24 protein-coding genes and 1 tRNA gene are annotated in these 25572 nt (G+C 63.1%); 18 read left to right on the top strand and 7 right to left on the bottom strand.

Annotated elements, in window-relative coordinates:
- Window positions 1–327 precede the first annotated feature (327 nt).
- From ACX3OZ_RS02645 to ACX3OZ_RS02635, 3 genes are all read left to right on the top strand, one after another.
- Window positions 328–2097 (top strand): acetolactate synthase 3 large subunit, encoded by a 1770-nt coding sequence (locus tag ACX3OZ_RS02645; protein WP_459094981.1) that lies wholly within the window; start codon window positions 328–330, stop codon window positions 2095–2097.
- Between the two features lie 139 nt (window positions 2098–2236).
- Entirely contained in the window at window positions 2237–2791 is a 555-nt protein-coding gene (gene ilvN, locus ACX3OZ_RS02640; protein ID WP_459094982.1) for an acetolactate synthase small subunit, read from the top strand.
- Window positions 2792–2881: 90 nt separating this feature from the next.
- Complete coding sequence (locus ACX3OZ_RS02635) at window positions 2882–3673, top strand: pyridoxine 5'-phosphate synthase (protein WP_459103760.1); 792 nt, start codon at window positions 2882–2884, stop codon at window positions 3671–3673.
- Window positions 3674–3884: 211 nt separating this feature from the next.
- Here the strand turns inward: ACX3OZ_RS02635 and ACX3OZ_RS02630 are convergent, their stop codons facing one another.
- Complete coding sequence (locus ACX3OZ_RS02630) at window positions 3885–4211, bottom strand: hypothetical protein (RefSeq protein ID WP_459103759.1); 327 nt, start codon at window positions 4209–4211, stop codon at window positions 3885–3887.
- A gap of 327 nt (window positions 4212–4538) precedes the next feature.
- Between ACX3OZ_RS02630 and ACX3OZ_RS02625 the strand changes: the two genes are divergently transcribed.
- On the top strand, window positions 4539–5153 hold the full coding sequence (locus ACX3OZ_RS02625) for an NADPH-dependent FMN reductase (RefSeq protein WP_459094985.1): 615 nt from the start codon (window positions 4539–4541) through the stop codon (window positions 5151–5153).
- Window positions 5154–5459: 306 nt separating this feature from the next.
- Window positions 5460–7394 (top strand): potassium transporter Kup, encoded by a 1935-nt coding sequence (locus ACX3OZ_RS02620; protein WP_459094986.1) that lies wholly within the window; start codon window positions 5460–5462, stop codon window positions 7392–7394.
- A gap of 9 nt (window positions 7395–7403) precedes the next feature.
- Here the strand turns inward: ACX3OZ_RS02620 and ACX3OZ_RS02615 are convergent, their stop codons facing one another.
- Window positions 7404–7832 (bottom strand): hypothetical protein, encoded by a 429-nt coding sequence (locus ACX3OZ_RS02615; protein ID WP_459094987.1) that lies wholly within the window; start codon window positions 7830–7832, stop codon window positions 7404–7406.
- An 83-nt stretch (window positions 7833–7915) separates the two neighbouring features.
- Window positions 7916–9046 carry an NADH:flavin oxidoreductase/NADH oxidase gene (locus tag ACX3OZ_RS02610; RefSeq protein ID WP_459103758.1) on the bottom strand — a complete coding sequence of 377 codons (1131 nt, stop codon included), beginning with the start codon at window positions 9044–9046 and terminating at the stop codon, window positions 7916–7918.
- A gap of 185 nt (window positions 9047–9231) precedes the next feature.
- Here ACX3OZ_RS02610 and ACX3OZ_RS02605 point away from each other — a divergent pair, with 185 nt between their 5' ends.
- Both ACX3OZ_RS02605 and ACX3OZ_RS02600 read left to right on the top strand, forming a co-directional pair.
- Window positions 9232–10134 (top strand): hypothetical protein, encoded by a 903-nt coding sequence (locus tag ACX3OZ_RS02605; RefSeq protein WP_459094989.1) that lies wholly within the window; start codon window positions 9232–9234, stop codon window positions 10132–10134.
- A 3-nt stretch (window positions 10135–10137) separates the two neighbouring features.
- Window positions 10138–11022: an alpha/beta hydrolase family protein gene (locus tag ACX3OZ_RS02600; RefSeq protein ID WP_459094990.1), complete on the top strand. Its 885-nt coding sequence runs from the start codon at window positions 10138–10140 to the stop codon at window positions 11020–11022.
- Between the two features lie 60 nt (window positions 11023–11082).
- Here the strand turns inward: ACX3OZ_RS02600 and ACX3OZ_RS02595 are convergent, their stop codons facing one another.
- Window positions 11083–12516, bottom strand: coding sequence for a glucose/sorbosone family PQQ-dependent dehydrogenase (locus ACX3OZ_RS02595; protein ID WP_459094991.1), 1434 nt, complete (start codon window positions 12514–12516; stop codon window positions 11083–11085).
- Window positions 12517–13036: 520 nt separating this feature from the next.
- Between ACX3OZ_RS02595 and ACX3OZ_RS02590 the strand changes: the two genes are divergently transcribed.
- From ACX3OZ_RS02590 to ACX3OZ_RS02565, 6 genes are all read left to right on the top strand, one after another.
- Window positions 13037–13684, top strand: a complete 648-nt coding sequence (locus tag ACX3OZ_RS02590) for a TetR/AcrR family transcriptional regulator (protein WP_459094992.1) — start codon at window positions 13037–13039, stop codon at window positions 13682–13684.
- A 23-nt stretch (window positions 13685–13707) separates the two neighbouring features.
- Window positions 13708–14727, top strand: coding sequence for a ketol-acid reductoisomerase (gene ilvC, locus ACX3OZ_RS02585; protein ID WP_459094993.1), 1020 nt, complete (start codon window positions 13708–13710; stop codon window positions 14725–14727).
- A 112-nt stretch (window positions 14728–14839) separates the two neighbouring features.
- Window positions 14840–15331 carry a heme-degrading domain-containing protein gene (locus ACX3OZ_RS02580; RefSeq protein WP_459094994.1) on the top strand — a complete coding sequence of 164 codons (492 nt, stop codon included), beginning with the start codon at window positions 14840–14842 and terminating at the stop codon, window positions 15329–15331.
- 72 nt (window positions 15332–15403) lie between these two features.
- Window positions 15404–16291: a PhzF family phenazine biosynthesis protein gene (locus ACX3OZ_RS02575; protein WP_459094995.1), complete on the top strand. Its 888-nt coding sequence runs from the start codon at window positions 15404–15406 to the stop codon at window positions 16289–16291.
- Window positions 16288–16530, top strand: a complete 243-nt coding sequence (locus ACX3OZ_RS02570; RefSeq protein ID WP_459103757.1) for a hypothetical protein — start codon at window positions 16288–16290, stop codon at window positions 16528–16530. The genes ACX3OZ_RS02575 and ACX3OZ_RS02570 overlap by 4 nt, the downstream gene beginning before the upstream one ends.
- A gap of 114 nt (window positions 16531–16644) precedes the next feature.
- Entirely contained in the window at window positions 16645–18204 is a 1560-nt protein-coding gene (locus tag ACX3OZ_RS02565) for a 2-isopropylmalate synthase (protein WP_459094997.1), read from the top strand.
- Window positions 18205–18554: 350 nt separating this feature from the next.
- On the opposite strand, the gene ACX3OZ_RS02560 is transcribed toward ACX3OZ_RS02565, so the two are convergent.
- Window positions 18555–19658 carry a pyridoxal phosphate-dependent aminotransferase gene (locus tag ACX3OZ_RS02560; protein WP_459094998.1) on the bottom strand — a complete coding sequence of 368 codons (1104 nt, stop codon included), beginning with the start codon at window positions 19656–19658 and terminating at the stop codon, window positions 18555–18557.
- 354 nt (window positions 19659–20012) lie between these two features.
- On the opposite strand from ACX3OZ_RS02560, the gene ACX3OZ_RS02555 reads away from it, so the two are divergent.
- On the top strand, window positions 20013–20219 hold the full coding sequence (locus ACX3OZ_RS02555; protein ID WP_459094999.1) for a hypothetical protein: 207 nt from the start codon (window positions 20013–20015) through the stop codon (window positions 20217–20219).
- A 48-nt stretch (window positions 20220–20267) separates the two neighbouring features.
- Here ACX3OZ_RS02555 and ACX3OZ_RS02550 read toward each other — a convergent pair whose 3' ends face one another.
- A complete protein-coding gene (locus ACX3OZ_RS02550; protein WP_459103756.1) occupies window positions 20268–21101 on the bottom strand; it encodes a mechanosensitive ion channel family protein in 834 nt (277 codons plus the stop codon).
- 151 nt (window positions 21102–21252) lie between these two features.
- Between ACX3OZ_RS02550 and ACX3OZ_RS02545 the strand changes: the two genes are divergently transcribed.
- The 4 genes from ACX3OZ_RS02545 to ACX3OZ_RS02530 all read left to right on the top strand — a co-directional run bounded on the left by ACX3OZ_RS02545 (window position 21253) and on the right by ACX3OZ_RS02530 (window position 24899).
- Window positions 21253–21328, top strand: a tRNA-Lys gene (locus tag ACX3OZ_RS02545).
- A gap of 254 nt (window positions 21329–21582) precedes the next feature.
- A complete protein-coding gene (locus tag ACX3OZ_RS02540) occupies window positions 21583–22287 on the top strand; it encodes a YjbE family putative metal transport protein (protein ID WP_459095001.1) in 705 nt (234 codons plus the stop codon).
- 111 nt (window positions 22288–22398) lie between these two features.
- Window positions 22399–23577, top strand: a complete 1179-nt coding sequence (locus ACX3OZ_RS02535) for a lipid II:glycine glycyltransferase FemX (protein ID WP_459103755.1) — start codon at window positions 22399–22401, stop codon at window positions 23575–23577.
- Window positions 23574–24899: a lipopolysaccharide biosynthesis protein gene (locus ACX3OZ_RS02530; protein ID WP_459103754.1), complete on the top strand. Its 1326-nt coding sequence runs from the start codon at window positions 23574–23576 to the stop codon at window positions 24897–24899. Before ACX3OZ_RS02535 ends, ACX3OZ_RS02530 begins: the two co-directional genes overlap by 4 nt.
- On the opposite strand, the gene ACX3OZ_RS02525 is transcribed toward ACX3OZ_RS02530, so the two are convergent.
- Window positions 24900–25517, bottom strand: coding sequence for a GNAT family N-acetyltransferase (locus tag ACX3OZ_RS02525; RefSeq protein WP_459103753.1), 618 nt, complete (start codon window positions 25515–25517; stop codon window positions 24900–24902).
- Between the last annotated feature and the right edge of the window lie 55 nt (window positions 25518–25572).

Here is a 25572-nt window from a genome sequence, read left to right as displayed (position 1 = left end):
ATAGCATTGTCTGGGCCGTTGGCCACGTGTTTTGCGTGCCGCAATTGCCGCACTCCCCCGGCTTTTCGTCATTGGTGGGGCGGCAGGGGCTGCGATCCGGCCTTGACAGCTTCGCGGCAATGAACCTATCAATGCCGCAGAATTTTAATTTGGAGAGGTCCCGTGCGGGCACTCATTCTCGTAGTAGGCAGGCGCATCGGCAACGTGGGGTGAAACCCCGCGCGTAAGCTGGTGCGCCGAAAACAGGTCCCGAATGGGGCCTTTTTTATTGCCCGGTTTTTGCCGCTGTGAGACTGGGCCAAGTGGGATCGAGGAAGGACTTTTATTATGGGCGAGAAAATGACCGGCGCCGAAATGGTGATCCAGGCGCTGATTGATCAGGGGGTCGAGCATATTTTCGGCTATCCGGGCGGCGCGGCCCTGCCGATCTATGACGCGATGTTCCAGCAGGACGCGCTGCAGCATATTCTGGTGCGGCACGAGCAGGGCGCGACCCACATGGCCGAAGGCTATGCGCGCTCCACCGGCAAGCCCGGCGTGGTGCTGGTCACCTCCGGCCCCGGCGCGACCAATGCGGTCACCGGCCTCACCGACGCGCTGATGGACTCGATCCCGCTGGTCTGCATCACCGCCCAGGTGCCGACGACGCTGATCGGCACCGACGCGTTCCAGGAATGCGATACGGTCGGTATCACCCGCAGCTGCACCAAGTATAATTACCTGGTGAAGCGCGTCGAAGACCTGCCGCGCATCATGCATGAAGCCTTCCGCATCGCCACGACCGGTCGCCCCGGCCCGGTGGTGATCGATATTCCCAAGGACGTGCAGTTCGCGGTTGGCGATTATTACCAGCCCGACCACGATACGCTGCGCCACCAGAGCTATCGTCCGCAGATGGATGGCGATGCGGCGGCCATCGAGGCGGCGGTGGAGCTGATGCTCAAGGCCGAGCGGCCGATTTTCTACACCGGCGGCGGCGTGATCAATGCCGGGCCGGAAGCGTCCGAGCAGTTGCGCGAGCTTGCTGAACTCACCGGCTTTCCGGTGACCTCCACGCTGATGGGGCTGGGCGCGTTTCCGGCCTCCAACAAGCAGTGGATGGGCATGCTGGGGATGCACGGCACTTATGAAGCCAATCTGGCGATGCATGATTGCGACGTTATGATCAATATCGGGGCGCGGTTCGACGACCGCATCACCGGCCGCATCGACGCGTTCTCGCCCAATAGCCGCAAGATCCATGTCGATATCGATCCCAGCTCGATCAACAAGGTAGTCAATGTCGACGTGCCGATCATCGGCGACTGTGCGCGGGTGCTCAGCGAAATGGTGCGCGTCTGGCGCAGCAAGACCAACCAGCCGCGCAGCGAGGCGCTGGCGCCGTGGTGGAAGCAGATCGAGACCTGGCGCGCGGTGGATTCGCTCGGCTACAAGAATTCCGACACGGTGATCAAGCCGCAATACGCCATCGAGCGGCTGTATGCAGCGACCAAGAAGCAGGCCAAGGAGGTGTATATCACCACCGAAGTTGGCCAGCATCAGATGTGGGCGGCGCAGCATTTCCATTTTGATCAGCCGAACCGCTGGATGACCTCGGGCGGGCTCGGCACCATGGGCTATGGCCTGCCGGCCGCTGTGGGCGTGCAGGTGGCGCATCCCGACGCGCTGGTGATCGACATTGCCGGCGAAGCCTCGGTGCAGATGACGATGCAGGAAATGTCGACGGCGGTGCAATATCGCCTGCCGATCAAGATCTTCATTCTCAACAACGAGCGCATGGGCATGGTCCGGCAGTGGCAGGACCTGCTGCATGGTTCGCGTTATGCGCATTCCTATTCGGAATCGCTGCCCGACTTCGTCAAGCTGGCGGAAGCCTATGGCGGCAAGGGCATTCGTTGCAGCAATCCGGCCGAGCTGGATGCGGCGATTGCCGAGATGCTGGATTATGACGGTCCGGTGCTGTTCGACGTGCTGGTCGAGAAGGACGAGAACTGCCTGCCGATGATCCCATCCGGCAAGCCGCATAACGAGATCATTTTGCCCGATACGGCCAATATCGGGGACATCATCGACGAGAAGGGACGGGCTTTGGTCTGATTGCAGCCACACCCACCGTGTCACCCCGGGCTCGACCCGGGGCCCATCCTGAGATCTCAAGATGGGTCCCGGCTCAAGGCCGGGATGACACCGAGTGTGGGGGATGTCTGGGGTCAACCAAGCTTTGAGGAACAAAACCATGAACGCACATTTGCAGCCGACGGGGTCGGCGTATTTCCTGACCAAGGAAACCCAGGAGATCGAGCGCCACACGCTGTCGGTGCTGGTCGATAACGAGCCGGGGATTCTGGCGCGGGTGGTCGGGCTGTTTTCGGCGCGCGGCTACAATATTGAAAGCCTGACCGTCAGTGAGACCGAACACGGCCGTCGACTTAGTCGCATCACCGTTGTCGTCATTGCCACGCCGCGCACGCTGATTCAGATCAAGCTGCAGCTGGAGCGGCTGGTGCCGGTGCACAAGGTGCATGATCTGACCGCCGAGGGCGCGTCGCTCGAGCGGGAGCTGGCGCTGATCAAGGTGGCCGGTTCGGGCGAGCATCGGGCGGAAACGCTGCGGCTGGCTGATGCCTTCCGCGCGCAGATCGTCGATGCCAGTGTCGAAAGCTTTGTCTTTGAAGTCACCGGCAAGCCGGCCAAGATCGACAGCTTCATCGCGCTGATGCAGCCGCTCGGGCTGGTCGAAGTGGTGCGCACGGGGCTTGCTGCCATCTCGCGCGGTCCGCAGAGCATGTAACCAAAACCGGCCGATCTCCGCCCAAGGTTGCTGTGGGCGGGTCGGCTGGCGTGGTGTATGGCTGGCCCATTATCGTTTGAAGGCGCGACCATGACTTTGCTTTCCGTCAATCTCAATGCCGTGGCGCAGTTGCGCAATCGTCGCAATCTGCCATGGCCGAGCGTGGTCGGGCTGGCGCGGGTGGTGCTCGATGCCGGGGCCAGCGGGGTGACTGTGCATCCGCGCCCCGATGAGCGGCATATTCGCAAGACCGACGTGTTCGATCTGGCTGAGTTGCTGGCGGAAGAGTATCCGGCGGCCGAGTTCAATATCGAGGGCTATCCGAGCGAGGATTTCTTTGCGCTGGTTGATGCGGTCAAGCCGCAGCAGGTAACGCTGGTGCCGGATGATCCGGCGCAGGCCACTTCGGACCATGGCTGGGACTTTCGCGGCAAGGGCAATTTCCTGACCTCGGTGGTGCAGCGGCTCAAGGCGCCCAACCGGCGGATTTCGCTGTTTTGCGACCCCGATGCCGGCGTTGAAGGCGTGGCGGCGGCCAAGGCGACCGGCGCCGACCGGATCGAGCTTTATACCGGGCCCTATGGCGGCTGCTATGACGATCCCGACCGGGCGGTGCGTGAGCTGGCGGCGCTGGCGCATACCGCGCAGGCGGCGGCGCGGGCCGGGCTGGGCGTCAATGCCGGGCATGATCTGACGCTGGCCAATCTGCCGGCATTCCAATCGGCAGTGCCGGGCGTGGCGGAAGTGTCGATCGGCCATGGGCTGACGGCGGATGCGCTGCTGCTGGGCTTTGCCGAGGCGGTGCAGCAGTATCGGGCGGTGCTTGAGCCGGGCGCAATTGAGCAGAGCCAACCTATAAACTCGGTGTCATCCCGGCCCTGAGCCGGGATCCATCCTGACATGGCTGTCGATACGCGATCTCAGGATGGGCCCCGGCTCAAGGCCGGGGTGACACCGTGGGTGGGTTGGATTTAGCCAAGCCGGCAGATTGAAAACTGGGTGTTTGCTCTGACCTGTTACCCCTCACCCCTTCGGGGAGAGGGCTAGGGTGAGGGGGCGATGCCTGGCCTCACCCCGCGCCTGCCGGCACAGCTCAATTGGTAAAATTGAACTGGCTGAGTTCGCAGACATTGTTGTCGGACGAGGTCACCTCGTCACCATCGGCGAAGACGGCGAGGAAGTCGTATTTGCAGTAGCCGGTGCCATCGTCGATATTGATCACGACGCTATTGCCGGCCGGCAGGATGTTGCGGCCGAGGATATCTTCTTCCCATGACTTGCTGTCGGTGTTCGAGGCGTAGAACTCGACGATATCATAGGATGATTTGTTGTTGATCTGTACCCTGCGGTCCAGCGCCAGCGCCTCTATGGTGCCGACCGCAAGTATCGACAGCGCCAGGGCGGTCGAAAGAGTCCTCATCATGTCCCTCGTTATTTGAAACGGCCTCGTGCCAGAGTAAATCCCTAGTAGAGGCAGCCCGCAAGATGGATTCTTATGCGGGCGCAGACGGCGCGTGGCGATTGCAATGGCTCCAGTGAACAGTGCGTCAGCGGCTCGTGCCCATTCGTGCTGACACCCTACTCATTTGGTCGAGAATGACCATAAAACCCAGACTTTCCCTATACTTACAGAAATGTGCCCTAGGCATGGATCTGTCGCCGCACCACAATTTGGTGCCTCCTTGCGGGTTTTCGGTGCAGGCACATATATCGCCTCAGTTACGATTTGTTACCAAGGAGGGCTCAAATGTCCAAACTCAAGATTGCCGTCATTATCTCGTCCACCCGCCCGACCCGCTTTGGCGACGTTCCGGCCAAGTGGATCGCCGAAAAGATCAACGAGCGCGCCGAGCTGAGCGCAGAGATCGTTGACCTGCGCGACTTCGACCTGCCGTTCTTCGACGAAATGGCCTCCAATGCCTGGATGCCGTCGGCCAACCAGAACGCCGTCAAGTGGCAGAACAAGATCGGCGAATTCGACGGCTATGTCTTCGTCGTTGCCGAGTACAATCGCTCGATCACCGGCGCCCTGAAGAATGCCCTTGATCAGGCTTATACCGAGTGGACCAAGAAGCCATTTGGCATGGTTGCCTATGGCAGTGTTGGCGGCACGCGTGCTGCTGAACACCTGCGCACCATCGGCATCGAGCTGCAGATGGTTTCGACCCGTTCGGCCGTGCATATCGGCGGTGCTGACTTCGCGGCGGTCCATCCCGGCTTCGGCGGCACCAAGACGCTGAACGAGCTGGAAGCCTCGATCGGCAATTCGACCAAGGACATGCTGGACCAGTTGACCTGGTGGGGCAACGCCACCAAGGCTGCGCGTGCCGACGACGCCGACATCGCCCAGGCTGCTGAGTAAGTCTGACTAGCCCCGAAGGGCTCCCTCCCCTTTGAGGAGAGGGCGTGGGTGGGGGTGTCGTGGTGCCCCCAGGCTTGATGTGTGTGGAGGTCACGACACCCCCACCCTAACCCTCCCCTCAAGGGGGAGGGGATGGCATCGAGGCTCCCCGGCACTTCGGCAAGATCTCCAAAATCGTCATTCACCACAAGGGTCGTCCGCAAGGGCGGCCCTTGTTGGTTTGAACCATTGTGATAGCCGAGTGTTGTGTGTGACGATGGCGGGGTGTATAGCGGCGCCCGCCTATGAGCGGAGAGCACAAGGTTCATGACGCAGACGAATTCGACTGGCGCCACCGGCGCCGGTGTCGAGGCCAAGCCGCTCACGAGCGAAACTCCCGCCCGAAAAGACCTGCCACTTTTGCTGATGGGCGCTTTGGGCGTCGTGTTCGGCGATATTGGCACCAGCCCGATCTATGCCTTTCGCGAGGCCATCAATATCCGCGCGGGGCAGACCTCCACGGCCGCCGAAGTGCTGGGGCTGCTGTCGCTGATCGTCTGGGGGCTGACCCTGACGGTGACGCTCAAATATGTGTTCTTCGTCACCCGCGCCGACAATAATGGCGAAGGCGGCACGCTGTCGCTGATGGCGCTGGCGCGCAAGACGTTTACCAAGCCGCCGGTGTGGATCACCGTGCTCGGGGTGATGGGTGCGGCGATGTTCTTCGGCGATGCCATCATTACGCCGGCGATGTCGGTGCTGTCGGCCGTGGAAGGCGTCAAGCTGGTGGCGCCGCATCTGGAACGCTTCATCGTGCCGATGACGCTGGTGATCATTGTCGGGCTGTTTGCGGTGCAACGGTTTGGCACGGCGAAGGTGTCGGTGGTGTTCGGGCCGGTGACCGGGCTGTGGTTCCTGGTGCTGGGCGTGTCGGGGCTGAGCCATATCGTGCAGAATCCCGAAGTGCTGTGGGCGCTCAATCCGCTGCTTGGCGCGCAGTTCGTCGCCATGCATCCTGAATTGGCCTTTGTGGTGCTGGGCGCGACCTTTCTGGCGGTGACCGGTGCGGAAGCGCTTTATGTCGATCTGGGCCATTTCGGCCGCAAGCCGATTGTCATTGTCTGGTTCGCGCTGGTGTTTCCCTGCCTGCTGCTGAATTATTTCGGGCAGGGGGCGTTTGTGCTGCAGGTCGGGGCCGATCATGTCGGCAGTCCGATTTTTGAAATGCAGCCCGAATGGGCCATTGGTCCCTTCGTTATTCTGGCAACGGCGGCGACGATCATTGCCAGCCAGGCAGTGATTTCGGGCACGTTCAGCCTGGCGCAGCAGGCGATTGCGCTGAACATGATGCCGCGCATGCTGGTGCAGCACACGTCGGCGACGCAGAGCGGGCAGATCTACATGCCGCAGATCAACACGCTGCTGATGTTCGGGGTGTTGCTGCTAGTGCTGGCCTTTGGCAGCTCCAGCGCGCTGTCGCATGCCTATGGCATTGCGGTGTCGGGCGTCATGGTGATGACGCTGACGCTGCTGGTGGTGGTGATGTGGCGCAACTGGAAATGGCACCCGCTGGCGGTGATCAGTTTCGGTATTGTCTTCGCGCTGATCGATGGCGGGTTTTTCGTCGCCAATGCCACCAAGCTGTTCCAGGGCGGCTGGGTGCCGGCGGTGGTGGCGATGCTAGTGGGCGTGGTGATGTGGAGCTGGATGGCGGGTCGCCGGCGGCTGTCGGAGAAGACGCGCCGCGATGAGGTGCCGCTGCAGTTTCTGGTCGACAATCTGGCCAAGAAGAAGCCGACGCTGGTGCCGGGCACGGCAGTGTTCCTGACCAGCGATATCGAAGGCGCGCCGACCGCATTGCTGCATAGTCTCAAGCACTACAAGGTGCTGCATGAGCAGAATGTGATCCTGACCGTGCGCACCTCGGTGTCGCCGCGCGTGCCGGACGACGAGAAGGTGACCATCGACGCTTATAACGAGCTGTTCAGCCGGGTGATCGTCACCTTCGGCTATATGGAAAGCCCCAATATTCCAAAGGCGCTGGCGCTGGGCCGCAAGCTGGGGTGGAAGTTCGACATCATGTCGACCTCGTTCTTCCTGTCGCGGCGGTCGCTGAAGCTGGGCGAAAATCGCGGCAATCTGCTGCGCTTCTGGCAGGATCGGCTGTTCGTGCGGCTGGCGCGCAATGCCAGCGACGCGACGGAATATTTCCATATTCCCACCGGGCGCGTGGTGGAGATCGGGACGCAGGTGGTGTTGTAGGGCGGGGCCCTACTTCACCATATCCGGGCATACATAGGGGACGGTGGCCAGGACGAAGCGCTGTTCCTGCACGTCGCTACCCAGCTTGAGACTGAGCACCAATTCGTCGGCCGTGAGGCTGGCGATATCGGCATTGATGGTCATGCCGTCCTCTTCCCAACTGATGGCGCTGTCGGAGACCTGCTGCCATTTCGACAGGCGGTAGGTTTCCCAGCAGCTGTCGCTGACCAGCGTGCCGTCGCCGAGAAAAATCTGCATCGGGCCCGGCAGCGCCGCATCGGCGTCGCTGCGGACCCAGACCTTGTTGAGCAGCGGATTATCCTCGCCCGGCTCGGCCTCGGCGGCAGCGTCCATGTCCTGCGCTGCGGCGGGCAGGGTGGCGCAGGCGCCGACCCCCCACATGCTCATCAGGGCGAGGATTGCGGCTTTGGTATCCATTGCACGTCTCCCGGTTCGGCGGTGGCCTACAGTGCAAGACCAATCGCGGCAATTTTGCGTTGCCGCGATCAATAGCTGTTGGATCAGGAGGCGGTGTAGCCGCCCCGGCCCAGCACGCGGTCGCGCTCGCGCACGCGGTCGGTCTGTTTGGGCCACAGCGCATAGTCGGTGGCGCCCAATGCGTGCTGCGCATGCAGCGGCCAGTTGGGGTCGTCGAGTGCGCCGCGCGCCAAAGCGATGAAATCGGCTTCGCCGCTGACGAGGATCTCTTCGGCGCGGGCTGCGTCGCCGAGCAGGCCCACGGCGATGGTGGGCAGGCCGCCTTCATTGCGCAGGGCGGTGGCGAAGGGCACCTGGTACTCGGCGGCCACGGCAATTTGTGCGCCTTCAAAGCCGCCGCTCGAGGCGTGGATGGCGTCGACGCCGAGGGTTTTGAGTTCGCGGGTCAGGGCGATGCTATCTTCGACCTGCCAGCCATCGGGATGCCAGTCGCTGACCGAGAGGCGCACCAGTAGCGGCTTGCCTTCAGGCCAGACGGAGCGCACCGCTTCGGTGACTTCGAGCAGCAGGCGCATGCGGTTTTCGCGGGAGCCGCCATAGCGGTCGGTGCGCTTGTTGGCGAGGGGAGAGAGAAACTCGTTGAGCAGGTAGCCGTGGGCGGCGTGGATTTCGATGGTGTCAAAGCCGGCCCGGTCGGCGCGGCGTGCGGCGGCGACGAAGGAGTCGATGACGTGGCGAATGCCGGCTTCGTCCAGCGCCGTGGGGGTGGTGAAATTCTTGCCTTCGGCGTGGATCTCGGCGCTGGGGGCGACTGGGGTCCAGGCTTCGAAATGCAGATCGATCTTTTCCTGCTCGGTCTCGTTAAAGCCCTTGCGCCACGGCACGGGCGTCGAGGCCTTGCGCCCGGCATGGGCGAGCTGGATGCCGGCGGCGGCGCCCTGGCTGTGCAGGAAATCGACGATGCGGGCGAGGGGGGCGATGTGCTCGTCCTTCCACAGGCCCAGATCGCCATAGCTGATGCGGCCCTCGGGGGTGACGGCAGAGGCTTCCAGAATCACCAGCCCGAAGCCGCCAATGGCAAAACGTCCGAGATGGACGAAATGCCAGTCATTGGCGAAACCATCCTGCGCCGAATACTGGCACATCGGCGCGACGACCGTGCGGTTGCGCAGGGGAAGGTCGCGCAGGGTGGTGGGGGAAAACAGCTGGGACATGAACGGCTCTTTGTTGGCTCGACCGGGGGTGGCGCCGCATAGATGATCTCTTTGTGCTCCATCGGCAAGTGCCGATGAACGAAACACGGTGTTGCGCAGGATGTTGATGGCGCAAAGTTTTGCCCCGATGTGCTGTTCCGGTCGGGCAGCTTGCTCTAGGGTCCGGGCCGGATAGGGAGACTGGCATGAAGATTACGCTCGATCTGGACACCCTGGTTGCCGATGGCAAGCTCTCGGCGGCGGAGGCCGAGCGGCTGAAAGGCTTCGCGGCGGCCGATACCGGGCTGCTTGGCACCAATGTGCTGCTGGCGCTGGGGGCGGCGGCGGTGGCCACCGGCGTTGGCGTGCTGGTGCCGACGGTCGGGACGGCCATTGCGCTGGGGGCGATGCTGTTCGTGGCCGGCTTCTGCCTGCTGCTGCTGCGCATCGAGCGCTGGGCGGTGTTTGCGCAGATCGTCATGGTGATCGGCGCGCTGGCGCTGGTCAGCGGCATTTTTGCGCTGTGGGGCGAACTGGTCTGGGTGCGGGCGGCACTGACGCTGGGACTGGCGGTGGCCGCGGTGTTTGCGCTGTCGGGACTGCTGACCGCGCTGGCGGTGCTGGCCTTTGCGGCCACCATCACCCTCGATATGGAGATGATGGCGCCGACGCATTTTCTCACCTTGGCCATCGTGGCGCTGTCGGCGCTGGTGCTGGGGCTCTATCTGCTGTCGCTGCGACTGCCGGCCGCCTATGAGCGGCTGGCCATCATCGCCATGCGGACGGCGATCATCCTGGTCAATGTTGCCTTCTTTATCGGCTCGCTCGCCGGCGATGAGGCGCTGGGCTGGTCGAGCACCGGCTTTGCCGTCGCCTGGGCGCTGGCGCTCTTGGCCTTCGGCAGCTGGGCGGTGTTCGCCAATCGGCGCTGGGTGGTCAATATCGTGGCGATCTTCGGCGCTATTCACTTCTTCACCCAATGGTTCATGGTGCTGGGCGCGCAGCCGTTGTCGATTTTGGGCGGGGGGCTGCTGCTGATCGGTTTTGGCCTGGCGCTGGCGCGGTTCAACAGCTGGGTCGGGACGCGACGCAGCGTCAGGGAGGACTAGGATTTGGCGATCAGCCGGACGAGATTGCGGGAATTGATCGGCCTGGCCGAGCCGGCGGTGGAGCTGGTGTCGCGCCGCGAAGAGGCGGTGGATAATTATGTGGTCGAGCATCTGGTGCTGCGGCTCGGCGAGACCGAGGTGCGGGGCCTGCTGACCCGGCCCATCGACAATGGCCAGCGCCGGCCGGCGATTCTTTACGGCCATGCGCATGGCGGGCGCTACGATATCGGCGCCAGTGAATTGCTCGATGGCCGGCCCTGCCTGCTCGATCCGCCGGGACCGGCTTTTGCCCGGGCCGGCTATGTGACGCTGTGCATCGATATGCCGACCTTCGGTGAACGGGCGACGGTCAGCGAGAATTTCGCGGCCAAGGCGCTGCTCTGGCACGGCAAGTCGCTATTCGGAGAAATGCTGTCCGATCACGCGGCGGCGCTGACCTATCTGGCGGGGCGCGACGATGTCGATCCGGCGCGCATTGGCGCCTTCGGCATTTCGATGGGTTGTACGCTGAGCTATTGGCTGGCGGCGATGGATGGGCGGATCGCTGCGGTGGCGCAGCTCTGCTGTTTCGCCGATTTCCGCACCATGATCGCGCTGGGCGCGCATGACGGCCACGGCATTTATCTCACCGTGCCGGGGCTGCTGAACGAGGCCGATGGCGGCAGTATTGCTGCTCTGGTCGCGCCGCGCCCGCAATTGGTGACCATTGGCGAAGACGACAGCCTGACCCCGCCGGCCGCCTTCGCGGTGGCGTGGGAGGAGCTGCAGGCCGCCTATGCGGACACGCCCGATATGTTGGAACTGGTGAGCGAGCCGGGCATCGGCCACCAGGAAACGGCGCGGATGCGCACAGCGACGCTGGCGTTTTTTGCCGAGCATCTGGGGTAGCGATCAGGCAATAAAAAACGGGCCAGAGCGTTGCCGCCCTGACCCGCAGGATTTGTGGTGTTACTTGGCCGTGTAGACCAGGATCGCGCCGGGGTTCTCCAGCTCGGAGGCGGCTTCGCCTGCCGCATTCAGCACGCCGCCGCCCGAGTCGGTGACGAGGTAGATGGTCTTGCCGCCATCGGCGATGTCGAGGTCACGCAGGCGGTTCTGGCCAAGATAGTACTTGGTGAACTTGGCGTCGTCGCCAGTGGCCACCGGGTCGATGGTGTAGATGGCGCCGTGCTTCATCGCGGTGGAGAGCAGGCGATTGGCCAGCTCGGGAACCGCATCGCCTTCATAGTAAGCGATGGAGGACGGGCCGACGGTCGGGCGCTCGAAATAGCCGAAATTGATTTCTTCATCGGCGGCTACGGTGAACAGGGTGGCGAGCGGAAGCTTCATGTCTGCCGCGCCGGCCCAGTCGCTTTCCTTTTCGACGCTGACTTCAGCCGGGAAGCCGTCTTCTGGCTGGTTGAAGGTCAGGGTCGACGGATCGACGCTGGCAGCGGACCAGTTGCCATAGGCATAGTGGCTGTCATCGACGAGACCCGAGACGTTGGGCCAGCCGTAATTGCCGCCGGAAACCAGAACGTTGATTTCGTCGTCGCTGCTGGGGCCGTGCTCATTGGCATAGATGGTGCCATCGGGCGCCACGGTGATGCCCTGGGCGTTGCGGTGGCCGAGCGTGAAAATGTGGCTCTGCACGCCATCGAGCGTCGGGTTGTCGGAGGGAACCGAACCGTCGACGTTGAAGCGCAAGACCTTGCCCTGATAGGCGAAGTGATCGCCTTCAGCCAGTTCGGCGGCGGTCGGCAGGCGCTGGGATTCGATCGGACGGGTGTAGTTGACCAGCTGGTTGTGACCCTGGTCACCCACGGTCAGATACAGCTTGCCATCCTGGCCGAAGACAATGCGGCCCGAATTGTGATCGTTATTGGCCGGAATGCCGGTCAGCACGTCGGTCGAGCCGGTCACGGTTTCAGTGGCGGCATCCCAATCGAGGGCGACGACCTTCTGGAACAGCTTGTGATACGGATCGCTCGCATCGGGGTGGGTCGGATCGGTGCGGTCGGCGTCTTCATAGGTATGGACGACGAAAATCTGGTCGCTGCCCTTGCCGAAATCGGGGTGGAAGGCAAAGCCCATTACGCCGGTCTGGGCGCCATCGAGCACGTCGGGAATAGCGAATTCAAAGGCGGACTTGGTGGCGCCGGTCTCGGGGTTCACCCGGATCAGGCGCTTGCCGATGCGCTCGGTGACCCAGAGCTGGCCATCAGTGCCAAGCTTGATTTCGTGGGGCGCGCTGAGGCCTTCCACCAATACGGACTTTTCGAAGGGGAACGCCGCTTCGATGACATCGGCAGGCGACTGCTGGGCAGCGGCGCTACCGGCAGACAGCATCAGACCGGTAACAAGGGCGGCGAGGCTGGCACTCAAATAGGACTTACGAGACAATCTATATACTCCGATCATGCTGCGTCTGACGGGAAGCGAATCTGCTTTTCGGCAGCGGCGCATTCAGTGCGGTCAGGCACATTTGGGTTTTGCGCTCACATCCTCAGAAGCGGGATGCATGCGGCGTCGAACCCGTTGGGGTGACCAACATGTAGGGTATGAGGTGGCGTTCGACGCCCCCCTGAATGGGCGACGCATTGTGCGTCAATCGCGAACAGTGACGGAAATGTGCTGTATAATTTGGTAACAAATTCGCAATTGTTCAGGTTACATGAACGATGCCGACAATCAGATCTGTGCCTGCGGCAGGCGGCGACAGCGCTGCCGGCGTCGGCGGGCAGGGCGCCTATGGGGTGGGGGCCGGCGGAGCAGCGCCAAAGCGGGGCTCAGGATGGGTGCCGCGGACGCTACGAATCCCTGCGGAGAGTGCAAATAGGGGCTTGCACAGAACCGTACCGTACGGTACGCCTGCGGACGGAAATGGCCGAAACCGTTCGGCTGGAAGCGTCAGGATACACCCGTGCCACTGACCATCAAGGTCAACGAAGAGATTTTCACTCCGCGTCAGCAGGCTGTGCTGACCGCGGCGCTGGATCTGCTCGTGGAAAATGGCGATGGGCTGACCATGACGGCGGTGGCGCGCCGCGCCTCGTGCTCCAAGGAAACGCTCTATAAGTGGTTCGGCGACCGTGACGGTCTGCTGACGGCGACCGTGCAGTGGCAGGCGGCCAAGGTGCGGATGCCGCTGGTGGATCGCAGCCATCTCAATGCCAAGGCCCTGCGCCTGAGCATCGAGCAGTTCGCGCGCGACCTGCTGACGGTGATCGTGGGCGAGGTGTCGGTGACGCTGAACCGCACCGCCGTGACCCATGCGGCGCAGGAAAAAGACCGGCTCGGCGCCATCGTGCTGGAAAATGGTCCGCTGGCCATTCGCCGGCGGCTCAAGCCGATCCTCGAAGCGGGGCGCGATGCGCGGCTGCTGCGCTTCGACTCCAGCGAAGACGCCTATCGGACCTTTTTCGGCCTGGTGGTGCGCGACGTGCAAATCCGCCTGTTGCTGGGCGATAAATCGCTCACCCAGAGCAATATCGAATCCAATATCGAGGCCGATGTAAAGGCCGCGACGGATCAGTTCCTCGCCCTCTACGGGGCGAAAGCCAACCTATAAATCTGCATATTCAGGAGAACCCCATGCGCGTTTATTATGATCGTGATGCCGATCTCAACATCATCAAATCCCGGAAAGTGGCCATTGTCGGCTACGGTTCGCAGGGCCACGCCCATGTGCTGAACCTGCGCGACTCGGGCGTCACCGACGTCGTCGTGGCGCTGCGCCCCGGTTCCCCGTCGGCCAAGAAGGCCGAGGGCGAAGGCCTCAAGGTCATGTCGGTTGCCGACGCCTCCAAGTGGGCCGACGTCATCATGATGCTGACCCCGGACGAGCTGCAGGCCGATATCTACAAAGAGCATATCGAGCCCAACATCCGTGACGGCGCGGCGCTGGCTTTCGCGCATGGCCTCAACGTCCACTTCAACCTGATCGAGCCCAAGTCGACCGTCGACGTGATCATGATCGCGCCGAAGGGCCCGGGCCACACCGTGCGTGGCGAATACCAGAAGGGTGGCGGCGTGCCGTGCCTGATCGCTGTGCATCAGGACGCGTCGGGCAATGCCCATGACATCGCGCTGGCCTATGCTTCGGGTGTTGGCGGCGGCCGTTCGGGCGTCATCGAGACCAATTTCCGCGAAGAATGCGAAACCGATCTGTTCGGCGAGCAGGCTGTGCTCTGCGGTGGCGTGGTCGAGCTGATCCGTGCTGGCTTCGAGACGCTGGTGGAAGCCGGCTATGCGCCTGAAATGGCCTATTTCGAGTGCCTGCATGAAGTGAAGCTGATCGTCGACCTGATCTACCAGGGCGGCATCGCCAACATGAACTACTCGATCTCGAACACCGCCGAGTGGGGCGAGTATGTCTCGGGCCCGCGCGTCATCACCTCGGAAACCAAGGCCGAGATGAAGCGCATCCTGACCGACATCCAGACCGGCAAGTTCACCTCCGAGTGGATGCAGGAAATCAAGGCTGGCGGCGCCCGCTTCAAGGCGACCCGTCGCCTGGCCGACGAGCATCCGATCGAGGAAGTCGGCGCCAAGCTGCGCGACATGATGCCCTGGATCAAGGCCGGCGCGCTGGTCGACAAGGCAAAGAACTAAGAATTAGGACGGGGGCTTCGGCCCCCGTTTTCTTTTGTGGGCTGGCTCTACTCAGCCCGGCGCGGCTGCTCTAGGCTCGCGGCGCATATTCGAGTCGCAGGGGGGAGCCGATATGGCCACAGATACCGACATCGCGCTGGTGAAGCACCAGGAACAGCAATTGGTGCTGAGCCAGTTCGATGAGAATGTGGCGTTTGAGCTGGGCTCGGCCATTCGCGCGCGGGCGCTGGCCGAGGGGCTGGGGCTGGTGGTGGATATCCGCAGCTGGGACCGGCAGATGTTTTTTGCCGCCACCGCCGGCACCAGCGCCGACAATGCCGAATGGGTGCGGCGCAAGATCAACAGCGTGCGCCGGTTTCAGCGCGCCAGCTATCGGCTGGTGCTGGAGCGGGGCGAAGCGCCGTTCGCGCCGCAGGCCGGTGCCGATCCGGCCGATTATGTGATTGCCGGGGGCGGCTTTCCGATCCGGGTCCAGGGCGCCGGGATTATCGGCTGCCTGACGATTTCGGGCTTGCCGGGGCGCAGCGATCATGGCGTGGCCGTCGATGCGCTGTGCGATCATCTCGGGCTCGACAAGGTTTTGTTTGCCCTGCCGAAAGAATAGTCCCTGCGGGCAAACGCCAGGGCGGTAGATGGGATGCGGACGATCCGGTCCGGCTATATTTGAGGGTGTGGCGTGAAGCTCAATTATCTGTTGCTCGACGTGTTCACCCGCGAGCGGCTCAAGGGCAACCAGCTGGCGGTGGTGACCAACGCCAATGGGTTGCTCGATGGCGAAATGCAGGCCATTGCGCGCGAGTTCAACCTCAGCGAGACGGTGTTCATCCTCAAGCCGCAGGCCGAGCGCAACACGGCGGCGATCCGGATTTTCACGCCGCATACCGAGCTGCCCTTTGCCGGCCATCCCACGGTGGGTGCGGCGGTGGTGCTGGGGCTGCACAACAAGGTCAGCGCCGTCCGGCTGGAAGAAAAAGTCGGGCTGATCACCGCTTTGTTCGAGAAGGCCGACAAGCGCTCGGGCGAGGCGCGGTTTGCGCTGCCACGCCTGCCGGTGCGTCTGGCGCCGCTGAATGACCGGCTCGGCCTGGCGCAGGCGCTGGGCATCGAGGTCGAAGATATCGGCTGTGAGCTGTATCAGCCGGCGGTGTTTTCCGCCGGTGTCACCTTTCATCTGGTGCCGGTGCGCAATGCGGCGGTGCTGCGCCGGATCAAGGTCAATGCCGGCATCTGGAACAGCGTCTTCGCGCATGACCACCACTCGGCCTATGTGTTCACCCAGACGCCCGAGGAAGCCGACAACGATCTGGCCGCCCGCATGTTCGGCATGGATGTCGGTGAAGACCCCGGCACCGGCTCGGCCGCGGCGGCGCTGATCGGGCTGCTGTCCGAGCACGCCAATCTGGCCAGCGGGCAGGCCGATTTCGTGCTGCGGCAAGGCCATGAAATGGGGCGGCCCTGCCGCATCACCATCCAGCTCAAAAAAGAAAATGACGTGCTGGTGCATGGCGGCATTGGCGGGCATGCGGTGATCGTGGGTGAGGGCGTGCTCGATCTAGGGGATTGAGGCTCTGGTTCACCTTGGGTGGTGAATTGATCGAGTGCGCCAAAAAACTGTGCCTTGGGCTTGCACCTTCCGTTGGTTTCGCGCATGCTCACATCGAACTCGGGACTAAATCCATGCAGCGCAAGCGCGCAATTGCCATCGCCATGACACAACGCCAGGAACGCGCCCGCGTCCTGACGATTGCTGCTGGCCTGCTATTGCTGCCCGCTGCACTGCTCCTCCTTCTTATCAGCCCCTGATCACCGGCAGCTCGTAACCGAGCGGGTCGTCAGGGGATATCGCCATCAGCCGAACAGTAAATGTCCGGCCTGCAGAGGCACGACCTCTGGGCCGCCCGATAGGAATGACCGATAATGTCCGCCGTAACCGACACCAATAAAGACCGCGTTTTCATCTTCGACACCACGCTGCGCGATGGTGAGCAATCGCCCGGCGCCACCATGACGCTGGAAGAAAAGCTGCAGGTCGCCGAAGCGCTCGACGACATGGGCGTCGATATCATCGAAGCCGGTTTCCCGATTGCCTCGGTGGGCGATTTCGACTCGGTGGTGGCCGTGGCCAAGCAGGTCAAGCGCGCCACCGTGGCCGGGCTGGCCCGCGCCATCACCGCCGATATCGAGCGGGCCGGCGAAGCGGTGCGCCACGCGCAGCGCGGCCGCATCCATACCTTCGTTTCCACCTCGCCGATCCACCTGGCTCACCAGATGAAGAAGACCGAGGACGAGGTGATCGAGATCATCGCCAAGACGGTGGCGCATGCGCGCAACCTGATCGACGATGTGGAATGGTCGGCAATGGACGCCACCCGCACGCCGCTGGAATTCCTCAAGCGCTGCGTCGAAACCGCCATCAAGGCCGGCGCCACCACCATCAACCTGCCCGATACGGTCGGCTATGCCGTGCCCGACGAGCACGAGGCGATGTTCCGTACCATCATCACTTCGGTGCCGGGCGCCGACAAGGCGATCTTCTCGGCGCATTGCCACAATGATCTGGGCCTCGCCGTCGCCAATTCGCTGGCCGCCGTGCGCGGCGGCGCGCGGCAGGTGGAATGCACCATTAACGGGCTGGGCGAACGCGCCGGCAATGCCGCGCTGGAAGAGATCGTCATGGCGCTGCGCACGCGCGGCGATATTCTGCCCTACCACACCGAAATCGACAGCACCCATCTGGCCCGCGCCAGCAAGATCGTCTCGGCGGCGGCCAATTTCCCGGTGCAGTATAACAAGGCCATCGTCGGCAAGAATGCGTTCGCGCATGAGAGCGGCATCCATCAGGACGGCATGCTCAAGAATGCCGAAACCTATGAAATCATGACCCCGGCCAGCGTTGGCATCAAGGCGACGACGCTGGTGATGGGCAAGCATTCGGGCCGCGCCGCGTTCAAGGACAAGCTGCGCGAGCTGGGCTATGAACTGGGCGACAACTCGTTCCAGGAGGCCTTTGTGCGCTTCAAGGATCTGGCCGACCGCAAGAAGCATGTCTATGACGCCGATATCGTGGCGCTGGTCGATGACGAAGTCGGCTCGGTCGGCGACCGCATCAAGCTGGTCGATATGGAAGTCGTGTCCAAGACCGGTGGCGTGCACAAGGCCAATATGACGCTCTCCATCGACGGCGAGGAAACCAGCGTCAGCTATGAAGGCACCGGCTCGGTCGACGCCATTTTCAACGCCATCAAGCAGGCCGTGGGGCAGGAGCCGCATCTGGTGCTCTATGCCGTGGACGGCGTGACCGGCGGCACCGACGCGCAGGCCAGCGCCCATGTGCGGCTGGAAATGAATGGCCGGATCGTCTCGGGCAATGCGGCGGAGCCGGATACGCTGGTGGCGTCGGCGCGGGCGTATCTCAATGCGTATAATCGGCTGCTGATTGATCGTGGCGCTTCGGCGCAGGGGGCGATGGCTGGCTGATTGAGGCTGGGCGTTTCGTTATGCAATGGGGTGTGGTGGTAGCACCGCACCCCTCACCCTGGCCCTCTCCCCGGAGGGGCGAGGGGACGCATGGGGGCGGGCAGGGGACTGCCACTGCGATTGGTGATGAGCACCGCTATGCAAATGAGCTCCAACCCACCTCGCCCGACGCGGGCCAATACACCATTCCAATATCTAAACGCAGTGTCATCCCGGCCTTGAGCCGGGACCCATCCTGAGATGGGTGTGCTGGCCTGATCGGGGGATGGGCCCCGGCTCAAGGCCGGGGTGACACCGTGGGTGGGGAGGGGCTGGTGCAGGTGCCGCAGACCTGCGCGATCGGGTGTCGCTTACCGCAGTTCCGCCAGCACTGTTCCCAGCGCTTCATCCAGCAGCGCCCGATCGGCCGCCGTGCCGGCGCTGATGCGGATGCAGCGGTTGAGGCCGGCTACCGCCGGTTTGCGGACGAAGATTCCGTGTTGGGCCAGGCCGTCGAGAATCGCCTGGGCATGGGCGGCGTCGCGGTTGCAATCGACAGCCAGGAAATTGGTGGCGGTGGGAAGCGGGGTGAGGCCGTGGCGCAGTACGATGGCGGCCGTGTCCCCCAGCGAGGCCCGAACGGCCGCCAGTGACTGCGCCAGGTGCGCCGTATCGGCCAAGGCGGCGATGCCGGCGGCCTGGGCGACGTTGGAAATGCCGAAATGATTGCGGATGCGGTTGAAGGCCGAAATGTTGCGGGCTTCGCCGATGACATAGCCGACGCGGGCACCGGCCAGGCCATAGGCCTTGGAGAAGGTGCGCATGCGCAGCAGATTGCGCCGCGTCATGTCGAGCGGCGGCAGCGTGCCCGGCGGGGCGAATTCGCCATAGGCCTCGTCGAGAATGATCATGGTGGTGTCGGGAACGGCGGCGATGAAGCGTTCCACGGAGGCGGCATCCCACCAGCTGCCCATCGGATTGTCCGGGTTGGCGAGGTAAACCATCGACGCATTGGTGTCGCGGGCGGCGCGGGCCAGGGCGTCGATGTCTTCGCGGTCGCCGATATAGGACACGGTGTGCATCTGCGCCCCGTAGCCGAGGATGTGGTAGTTGAAGGTGGGGTAGCCGCCCAGCGAGGTGACCACCGTGCTGCCGGGGGCTGCAAACAGCCGCACGGCCATGCCGAGGATCGCGTCCACCCCTTCGCCCGGCATCACATTGGCAAAGTCGATGCCCAGATGCTCGGCAATGGCGGCGCGCAGATCGTGATTTTCCGGGTCGCCATAATGCCAGCTCTCCGCTGCTGCCGCCGTCATGGCCGCGAGCACCGATGGCGCCGGGCCGAACGGGCTTTCATTGGCGCCGATTCGCGCCCGCAACGGCACGCCGCTGCGGCGGACAATGGTCTCGGGGCCGACAAAGGGCACGGTTTCGGACAGGGCGGCGGCGATGGGGGAGAGCTGGGGAGCGGACACGGCAAAGCGACTCACTGTTGGACAGGCCGATCCTAGCCACCCCGGGCCGAAAAGCGCATCGGCAAAGCGGCTGGAAACGAATCGCCGGGGCCGGAAAATTAGCCCGGAGGGGTGTCGCGGTGGCTGGGGTGGGGTCGCGCGGCGACGCGAAATTTCACGTACATGGTTTTTGCACAGGTCAATAAAATCATCGACGCGGCGAGGAGGCTGGATTTCGGGGGGTCTCCGGCAAAACCGCCAGATCGGTCGCATTTGAACTAAATGCAACCGGCCCCAGCAAGTTTGAAGAAGGCATGTCCGGGCACCTTGTGGCTCGCGTCACAACCTCCCAAAACGATTCCCTAGGAGCCTCCCATGCCCCCGACTTACGTCCTTGCCCGTGACCATTTGCAACGTGCCGTGACGATTCTGCAGGGCGCGGATAGCCGCTCGCGCCAGTTTCGTTACATCATCGAACGGACCATCACCCTGATGGACGAAGTGCAGCAGGAGCCGATCTCGATGGCCGATAATGTGTTCAGCCTGTCGGCCTTCCGCGAGCGTCGCGCCAACTACGAATAAGCTAACCAAGACGCTGGCCGGCCAAGCCCGCCAGCGTCTTCGTATCGGCTAGTTTCCCGCCTGGGTTTCGGGGCCCGGATTGGCGGGGTTAGGGGTTACGGTGATGCCGGCCTTATCGGCCTTGCTGCCAACCAGTTCGCGGTTCAGCGCGATCTTGGCTTCTTCGGTCAGCGCATAGAGCGTTGCCAGATAATTGGGGGTGGCGACCCAGGCGCGCAATTGCAGGTTCACTGCGGCGCCGGAAAAGCTTTCCACATGCACATTGGGCTCGGGCTTGGCCTGCACCCGCTTATCGGCATTGGCGATGCGCAGCAGGATGTTGCGCGATTTGGCGATGTCGATGCTGTCGGGCACGCTGATATTGACGTCGATGCGCCGGTGCGGCTCGCGGCTGTGATTGGTGATGGCCGAGGACCATAGCTTCTGGTTGGGCGTGAAGATGTAGAGCCCGCTCGAGGAGCGCAGCCGCGTGCCGAACAGGCCGATTTCCACCACGACCCCGGCCACGCCGTCGCCCTGAATGAATTCGCCGATGGCGATGGGGCGCAGCCAGATCAGCATGATTCCCGCCGCGATATTGGCCAGCGTGCCTTGCAGCGCCAGGGCGATGGCCAGTCCGGCGGCGCCAAGCACGGTGAGAATCGAGGCATTGGAAACGCCGAGCAGGTTCAGCGCAGTCATCAATGCGAAAATAATGATGCCGTAGCGCGCCACCTGCGACAGCAGCGGGGCGAAATTGTTGTCGACGCCGGACGCGCGCGGCAGCAATTGCCGGATCGCGCGAGCCGCAAGGCGGGCCAGATACCAGCCGGCAACAAGCACGGCGAGGGCGACCAGCAGGCTGATGGCGTTGCTGGCAAGCCAGGCGAGGGGGATGCTCAAAAAATCTGGAATGGTCGTAACCCCTGGTTTTGCTGGCGCTCGACGCGCCTGCGACATTCTAGCAAAGCATTGCGATGAGGAAAGTGAAAGGGAGCGCTTGCCAGCGCGAAAAGCCTTTGCTAGACAGCGCCTACTTTGGAAGCTCCAGTAGGGGCGAGTAGCTCAGCTGGTAGAGCAGACGACTCTTAATCGTCGGGTCCACGGTTCGAATCCGTGCTCGCCCACCAAAGCTCCAATAAGGCCCCGCAACGCGGGGCCTTTTGCTTTTCCGGGTATTGCGGCTCCGGTCCGTGACCAGATGGCAATGGAAGCGCAGCATTGCGCGTTTGGTGGTCCAGTCTGTCACCAAGCTGTCAAATCGTGCTCAAACCATCACAAATCCTCAGACTTTCGTTTATTTCGCACGAAGCGGACTTTTCAGCCTGCGGGTGGAGGTCTATAGGGCAAAACTCCCCCAGCCTTTCACAAGGACGCTCCACCCATGTTCGGCATCGACCCGAGTTTTCTAAGCTCGCTAGTTCAGGTTATCCTGATTGACCTCGTCCTCGCCGGCGACAATGCGGTGGTAATCGGGCTGGCGGCTGCCGGCCTGGCGACCGATGTGCGGCGCAAGGCGATTCTGATCGGTATTCTGGCAGCGACGCTGCTGCGTATTTTCTTCGCGCTGATCACCACGGAATTGCTGGCGCTTGGTGGCGGCCTGCTGATCGCCGGTGGCCTGCTGCTGCTCTATGTGTGCTGGAAGATGTTCCGCGAGCTGAGCACCTCGCAGGAGGAAGAGCACGACGCGCAGGAAGCGCTGCAGGACGCTGATCTCAATGCCGATGGTACTGTCGCCGGCAAGCCGCGCAAGACGCTGCGCCAGGCGGTCATCCAGATCATCATTGCCGACGTCTCGATGTCGCTCGACAACGTGCTGGCTGTGGCCGGTGCGGCTGCACATCACATCGAAGCGCTGATTTTCGGTCTGGCGCTGTCGGTGGTGATGATGGGCGTGGCGGCGACCTTTATCGCCGGCCTGTTGCACAAGCATCGCTGGATTGCCTGGGTCGGCCTGGTGATCATCCTGTTTGTGGCGATCCGCATGACCCTCGAAGGCCTTGGCGCTTTCGTTGCGATCCCGGAAATCCCGTTCATCTACACGCCGCATGCGGTGGTGAGTGAAGCTGCGGTTGTCGCGCAATAGCCTTTGGTAACCACGGCTTGAACTTTGCGGCATTTGCCGAGCAGCAATAGGGATTTGCTCACTTCATGGGACTAGCGTCCCGCTCAATTGATCTGAGCGGGAACTGGTTCGATGTCCCTGATTGCCGATAGACTGACCCATGCCGACGATGCCAGCGCGACGCTCGGTGCCGTCGGCCGGTTTGCCCGGCTGGAAACGCGCCTGGTGGATGGCGGCGAGTGGGACCGGATTATCGCCGGTTTCGACGAGGTCTGCCAGGAACAGCTGCATGCCTTCGCGGTGACGCGCTGGCCCTCGGCCAAGCAGGAGCCGATGCTGTTTCTGCTCGATGGAGCGGTGGTTGGCGGCGCGCTGGTGATGGTGCAGCGGCTGCCGCTGGGGCTAGGCCATATCGCCGTTGCCAAATGGGCGCCGATGCTGGCCGATGCGGCCCATCCCGAAGCCGCGGCCATCCATGCCGGCATGGTCGAGGCCATGGTGGCCGAATATGCCGAGCGGCGCGGGCAGATGCTGTCGGTGCTGCCCAGGGCTTCAATCACACCGGTCAATGGGGAATATGAGCGGCTGGTGGCGCGCGGCTTCAAGCGCGGCTCGGTGCTGGGCTTTCCCAGTCGCTATATCGTCAATCTGCGCCTTAGCGACGACGAGCAGCGCAAGAGCCTGCAGCAGACCTGGCGGCGGCAACTCAATAAATCGGAAAAATCCGGGCTCAGCTTCGAGCATGCCGGTCCCGAACAGATCGAGGCGTTCACCACGCTTTATACGGCGATGACCGATCGCAAGCAGTTCTCCGATCATTCGGCTTATGAAACGCTGTCGGATCTGATGAATATCGCGGTGCCCGCTTTGCGGCCCGAGCTGTTTTTCGTGCGGCACGAGGGCGAGCTGGTGGCCGGGGCGCTGATTTTCAAGGCGGGCGACCGGGCCGTCTACCTCTATGGCGCCACCAATGACAAGGCGCTGCCGCTGCGGGCCGGCTATTTCATGCATTGGCACATCATCCGCTGGCTGCGCGACAACACCACGGCCGGTTGGTACGATCTCGGCGGCACCGATGGCTTTCAGGGGCTGCACCAGTTCAAGAAGGGCATGGTAGGGACGGCGGGGGTGATCCAGCCGGTGCCGCCGGTGGCCAATTATGCCAGCCGGAAGCTGGCCTATCTGATGGGCGCCGGTGCCTTTGCCGCCCGCGACGCCGTGCATGCGCTGCAACGGGCGATTGATGGCTGGCGCAACCCCAAGACCAGACCGACCCAGACCAAAGCCAGCAGTGACGAGGCGGGCGAATGAGCCTGCACCGCCGCTTGGCATCGCAGTCCGGCATCATCTTCGGCGCGCGACTGGCCGGGGCGGGGCTGATCTTCCTGGTGCAGGCGCTGATTGCGCGGCTATGGGGGCCGGAACTGCTCGGCGAATATCTGATCGTTATCGCGGCGGTCAATCTGATCGCGGTGGCGATGCCGCTGGGCTTTCATACGGTGGGCACCTATTTCGCCGCCGAGTACCGGGCGCGGGGGCAGCGCCGCCAGTTCATTGTGTTTCTGAGCCACTCTTATGGGCATGTGGTGGGGGCGTTGGCGCTGTTGCTGCTGCTGGGGCGGCCGGTGCTGGGCTGGATCGGGCAGGGGAGCAGCGTGCTGGCCGATCATTTCGTGCCGGTGGTGCTGCTCGCCTTCGGTACGGCGCTGGTCTATGTCAACGGCGCGCTGCTGGTCGGGCTCAAGCGGCCCTTCGCCGGGTTTTTCGCCGATACCATGTTCCGGCCGATGATCGTGATGGGGGCGTTTCTCGTCACCCTGGGCTTTGCGACGCCGGTGGAGGGCTTTTCGGCGATGCTGTGGCTGATCGCCATCGGCTACGTCGTCATCGCCTTGGTGCATTTCGGCTTCGTCGTCACCTCATTCGACCGCATATCCGACACTATGCCCGTCCAGCCGCTGGAGCAGCGGCGGTGGTGGCGTTTCGCGCTGCCCTGGGTGCTGATCTCGCTGGCCACCGATTTCTTCTTCGATATCGATCTGCTGTTGCTCAGCCATACGCTCAGCCGCGAAGAACTGGCGATCTTTGGCGTCTGCACCCGCATTTTTTCGCTGATCTCATTTGGCGTGGCGGCGGTCTATGCGGTGACCATGCCCGATATGTTCGAGAGCGAGGCCAAGGCCGACCGGCAGGCGTTCAAGCGCAAGGTCGGCGACGCCAATTTCGTTGCCAGTATCATTTCGATCGTGTTGTTCGGACTGGTGGCGCTGGTGGGGCCCTTCGCGCTGATGCTGTTCGGGCCGAGCTTTTCGGTCGGCGCCGCGCCGCTGGCGGTGTTGTGCCTGGCGCTGGTGGTCCGTTCGGTGATGGGGCCGGCCTCGCTGGTGCTGTCGATCCACGACCGGCCCTATGCCAGCCTGCCGACGGTTGGCGTGGGCATCGGCGCGCTGGTGCTGGGCAACTGGCTGCTGGTACCGCCGCTAGGCCTGATGGGAGCGGCCCTGGCGGCCATCATCGCCATTTCGGTGTGGTCGGTGGGCTTGTGGTGGATTGCCCTGCGCACCGCCCAGATGGATGTGTCCATCCTGCAATGGTTCCGCAACCGCCGCGCCGATGCGGTGCCGGCGGAATAGCTACCGCATGAAGGCCAGCTTCAGCGCCCGCGTCAGCCGGTTCAGCAGGCCGCCGCTGGTGCCGTGGTCGTAGCCCGGCTCCAGCTTGGTCAGCGGGCGCTCCAGCAGTTGATAATCTTCGCCGAAAATATGCTGGGGCAGGGTGATGAGGTGCTGGAAGCCCATGCGGCTCAGAATGGTGGTCGAGGCGGTATTGGCGGGCTTGGTATAGGTGGCGATCTTGTGGAAGCGGCCATTGTCCCAATGGTTGATGAAGGCGCGCAGAGCGGTGACGGCCAGGGTCGAGCGCCGGTTTTCGGGAAAAATATAGGACCAGTAAAGCCACAGCGTCCCCAGTTCTGGCCCCGAAATCATGAAGCCGCCAATCTCCCCCTCGCGGAGCAGCAGCATGACGTGGTGCGGATCGGCGTCGATCAGGCTTGCCAGATAGCTTCTGGTCAGGCGCGCGGTTTCATAGGCTTTGAACTGGTCGTTGTAAAAAGGCGAGGTCAGGATGGCTTCGTGCAGCCGGGCATGCACCAGCGGAATATCGCCATAGCTGGCCGGGCGCAGAATGCGCGGGCGCGGCGCGGCAATGGGGACGCTGGCGGTTGCAGAATGGAAGGTGGTGACGCTCATTGCCGAGGTTTTATCCAGTGAAGCTAGACCATAGCAGAGCGACCGGAGCGGCCGA

The sequence above is a fragment of the Devosia sp. A369 genome (assembly GCF_054489345.1).
Note: the sequence above shows the minus strand (reverse complement) of the source record. Positions and strands in the feature narration are given on the sequence as shown.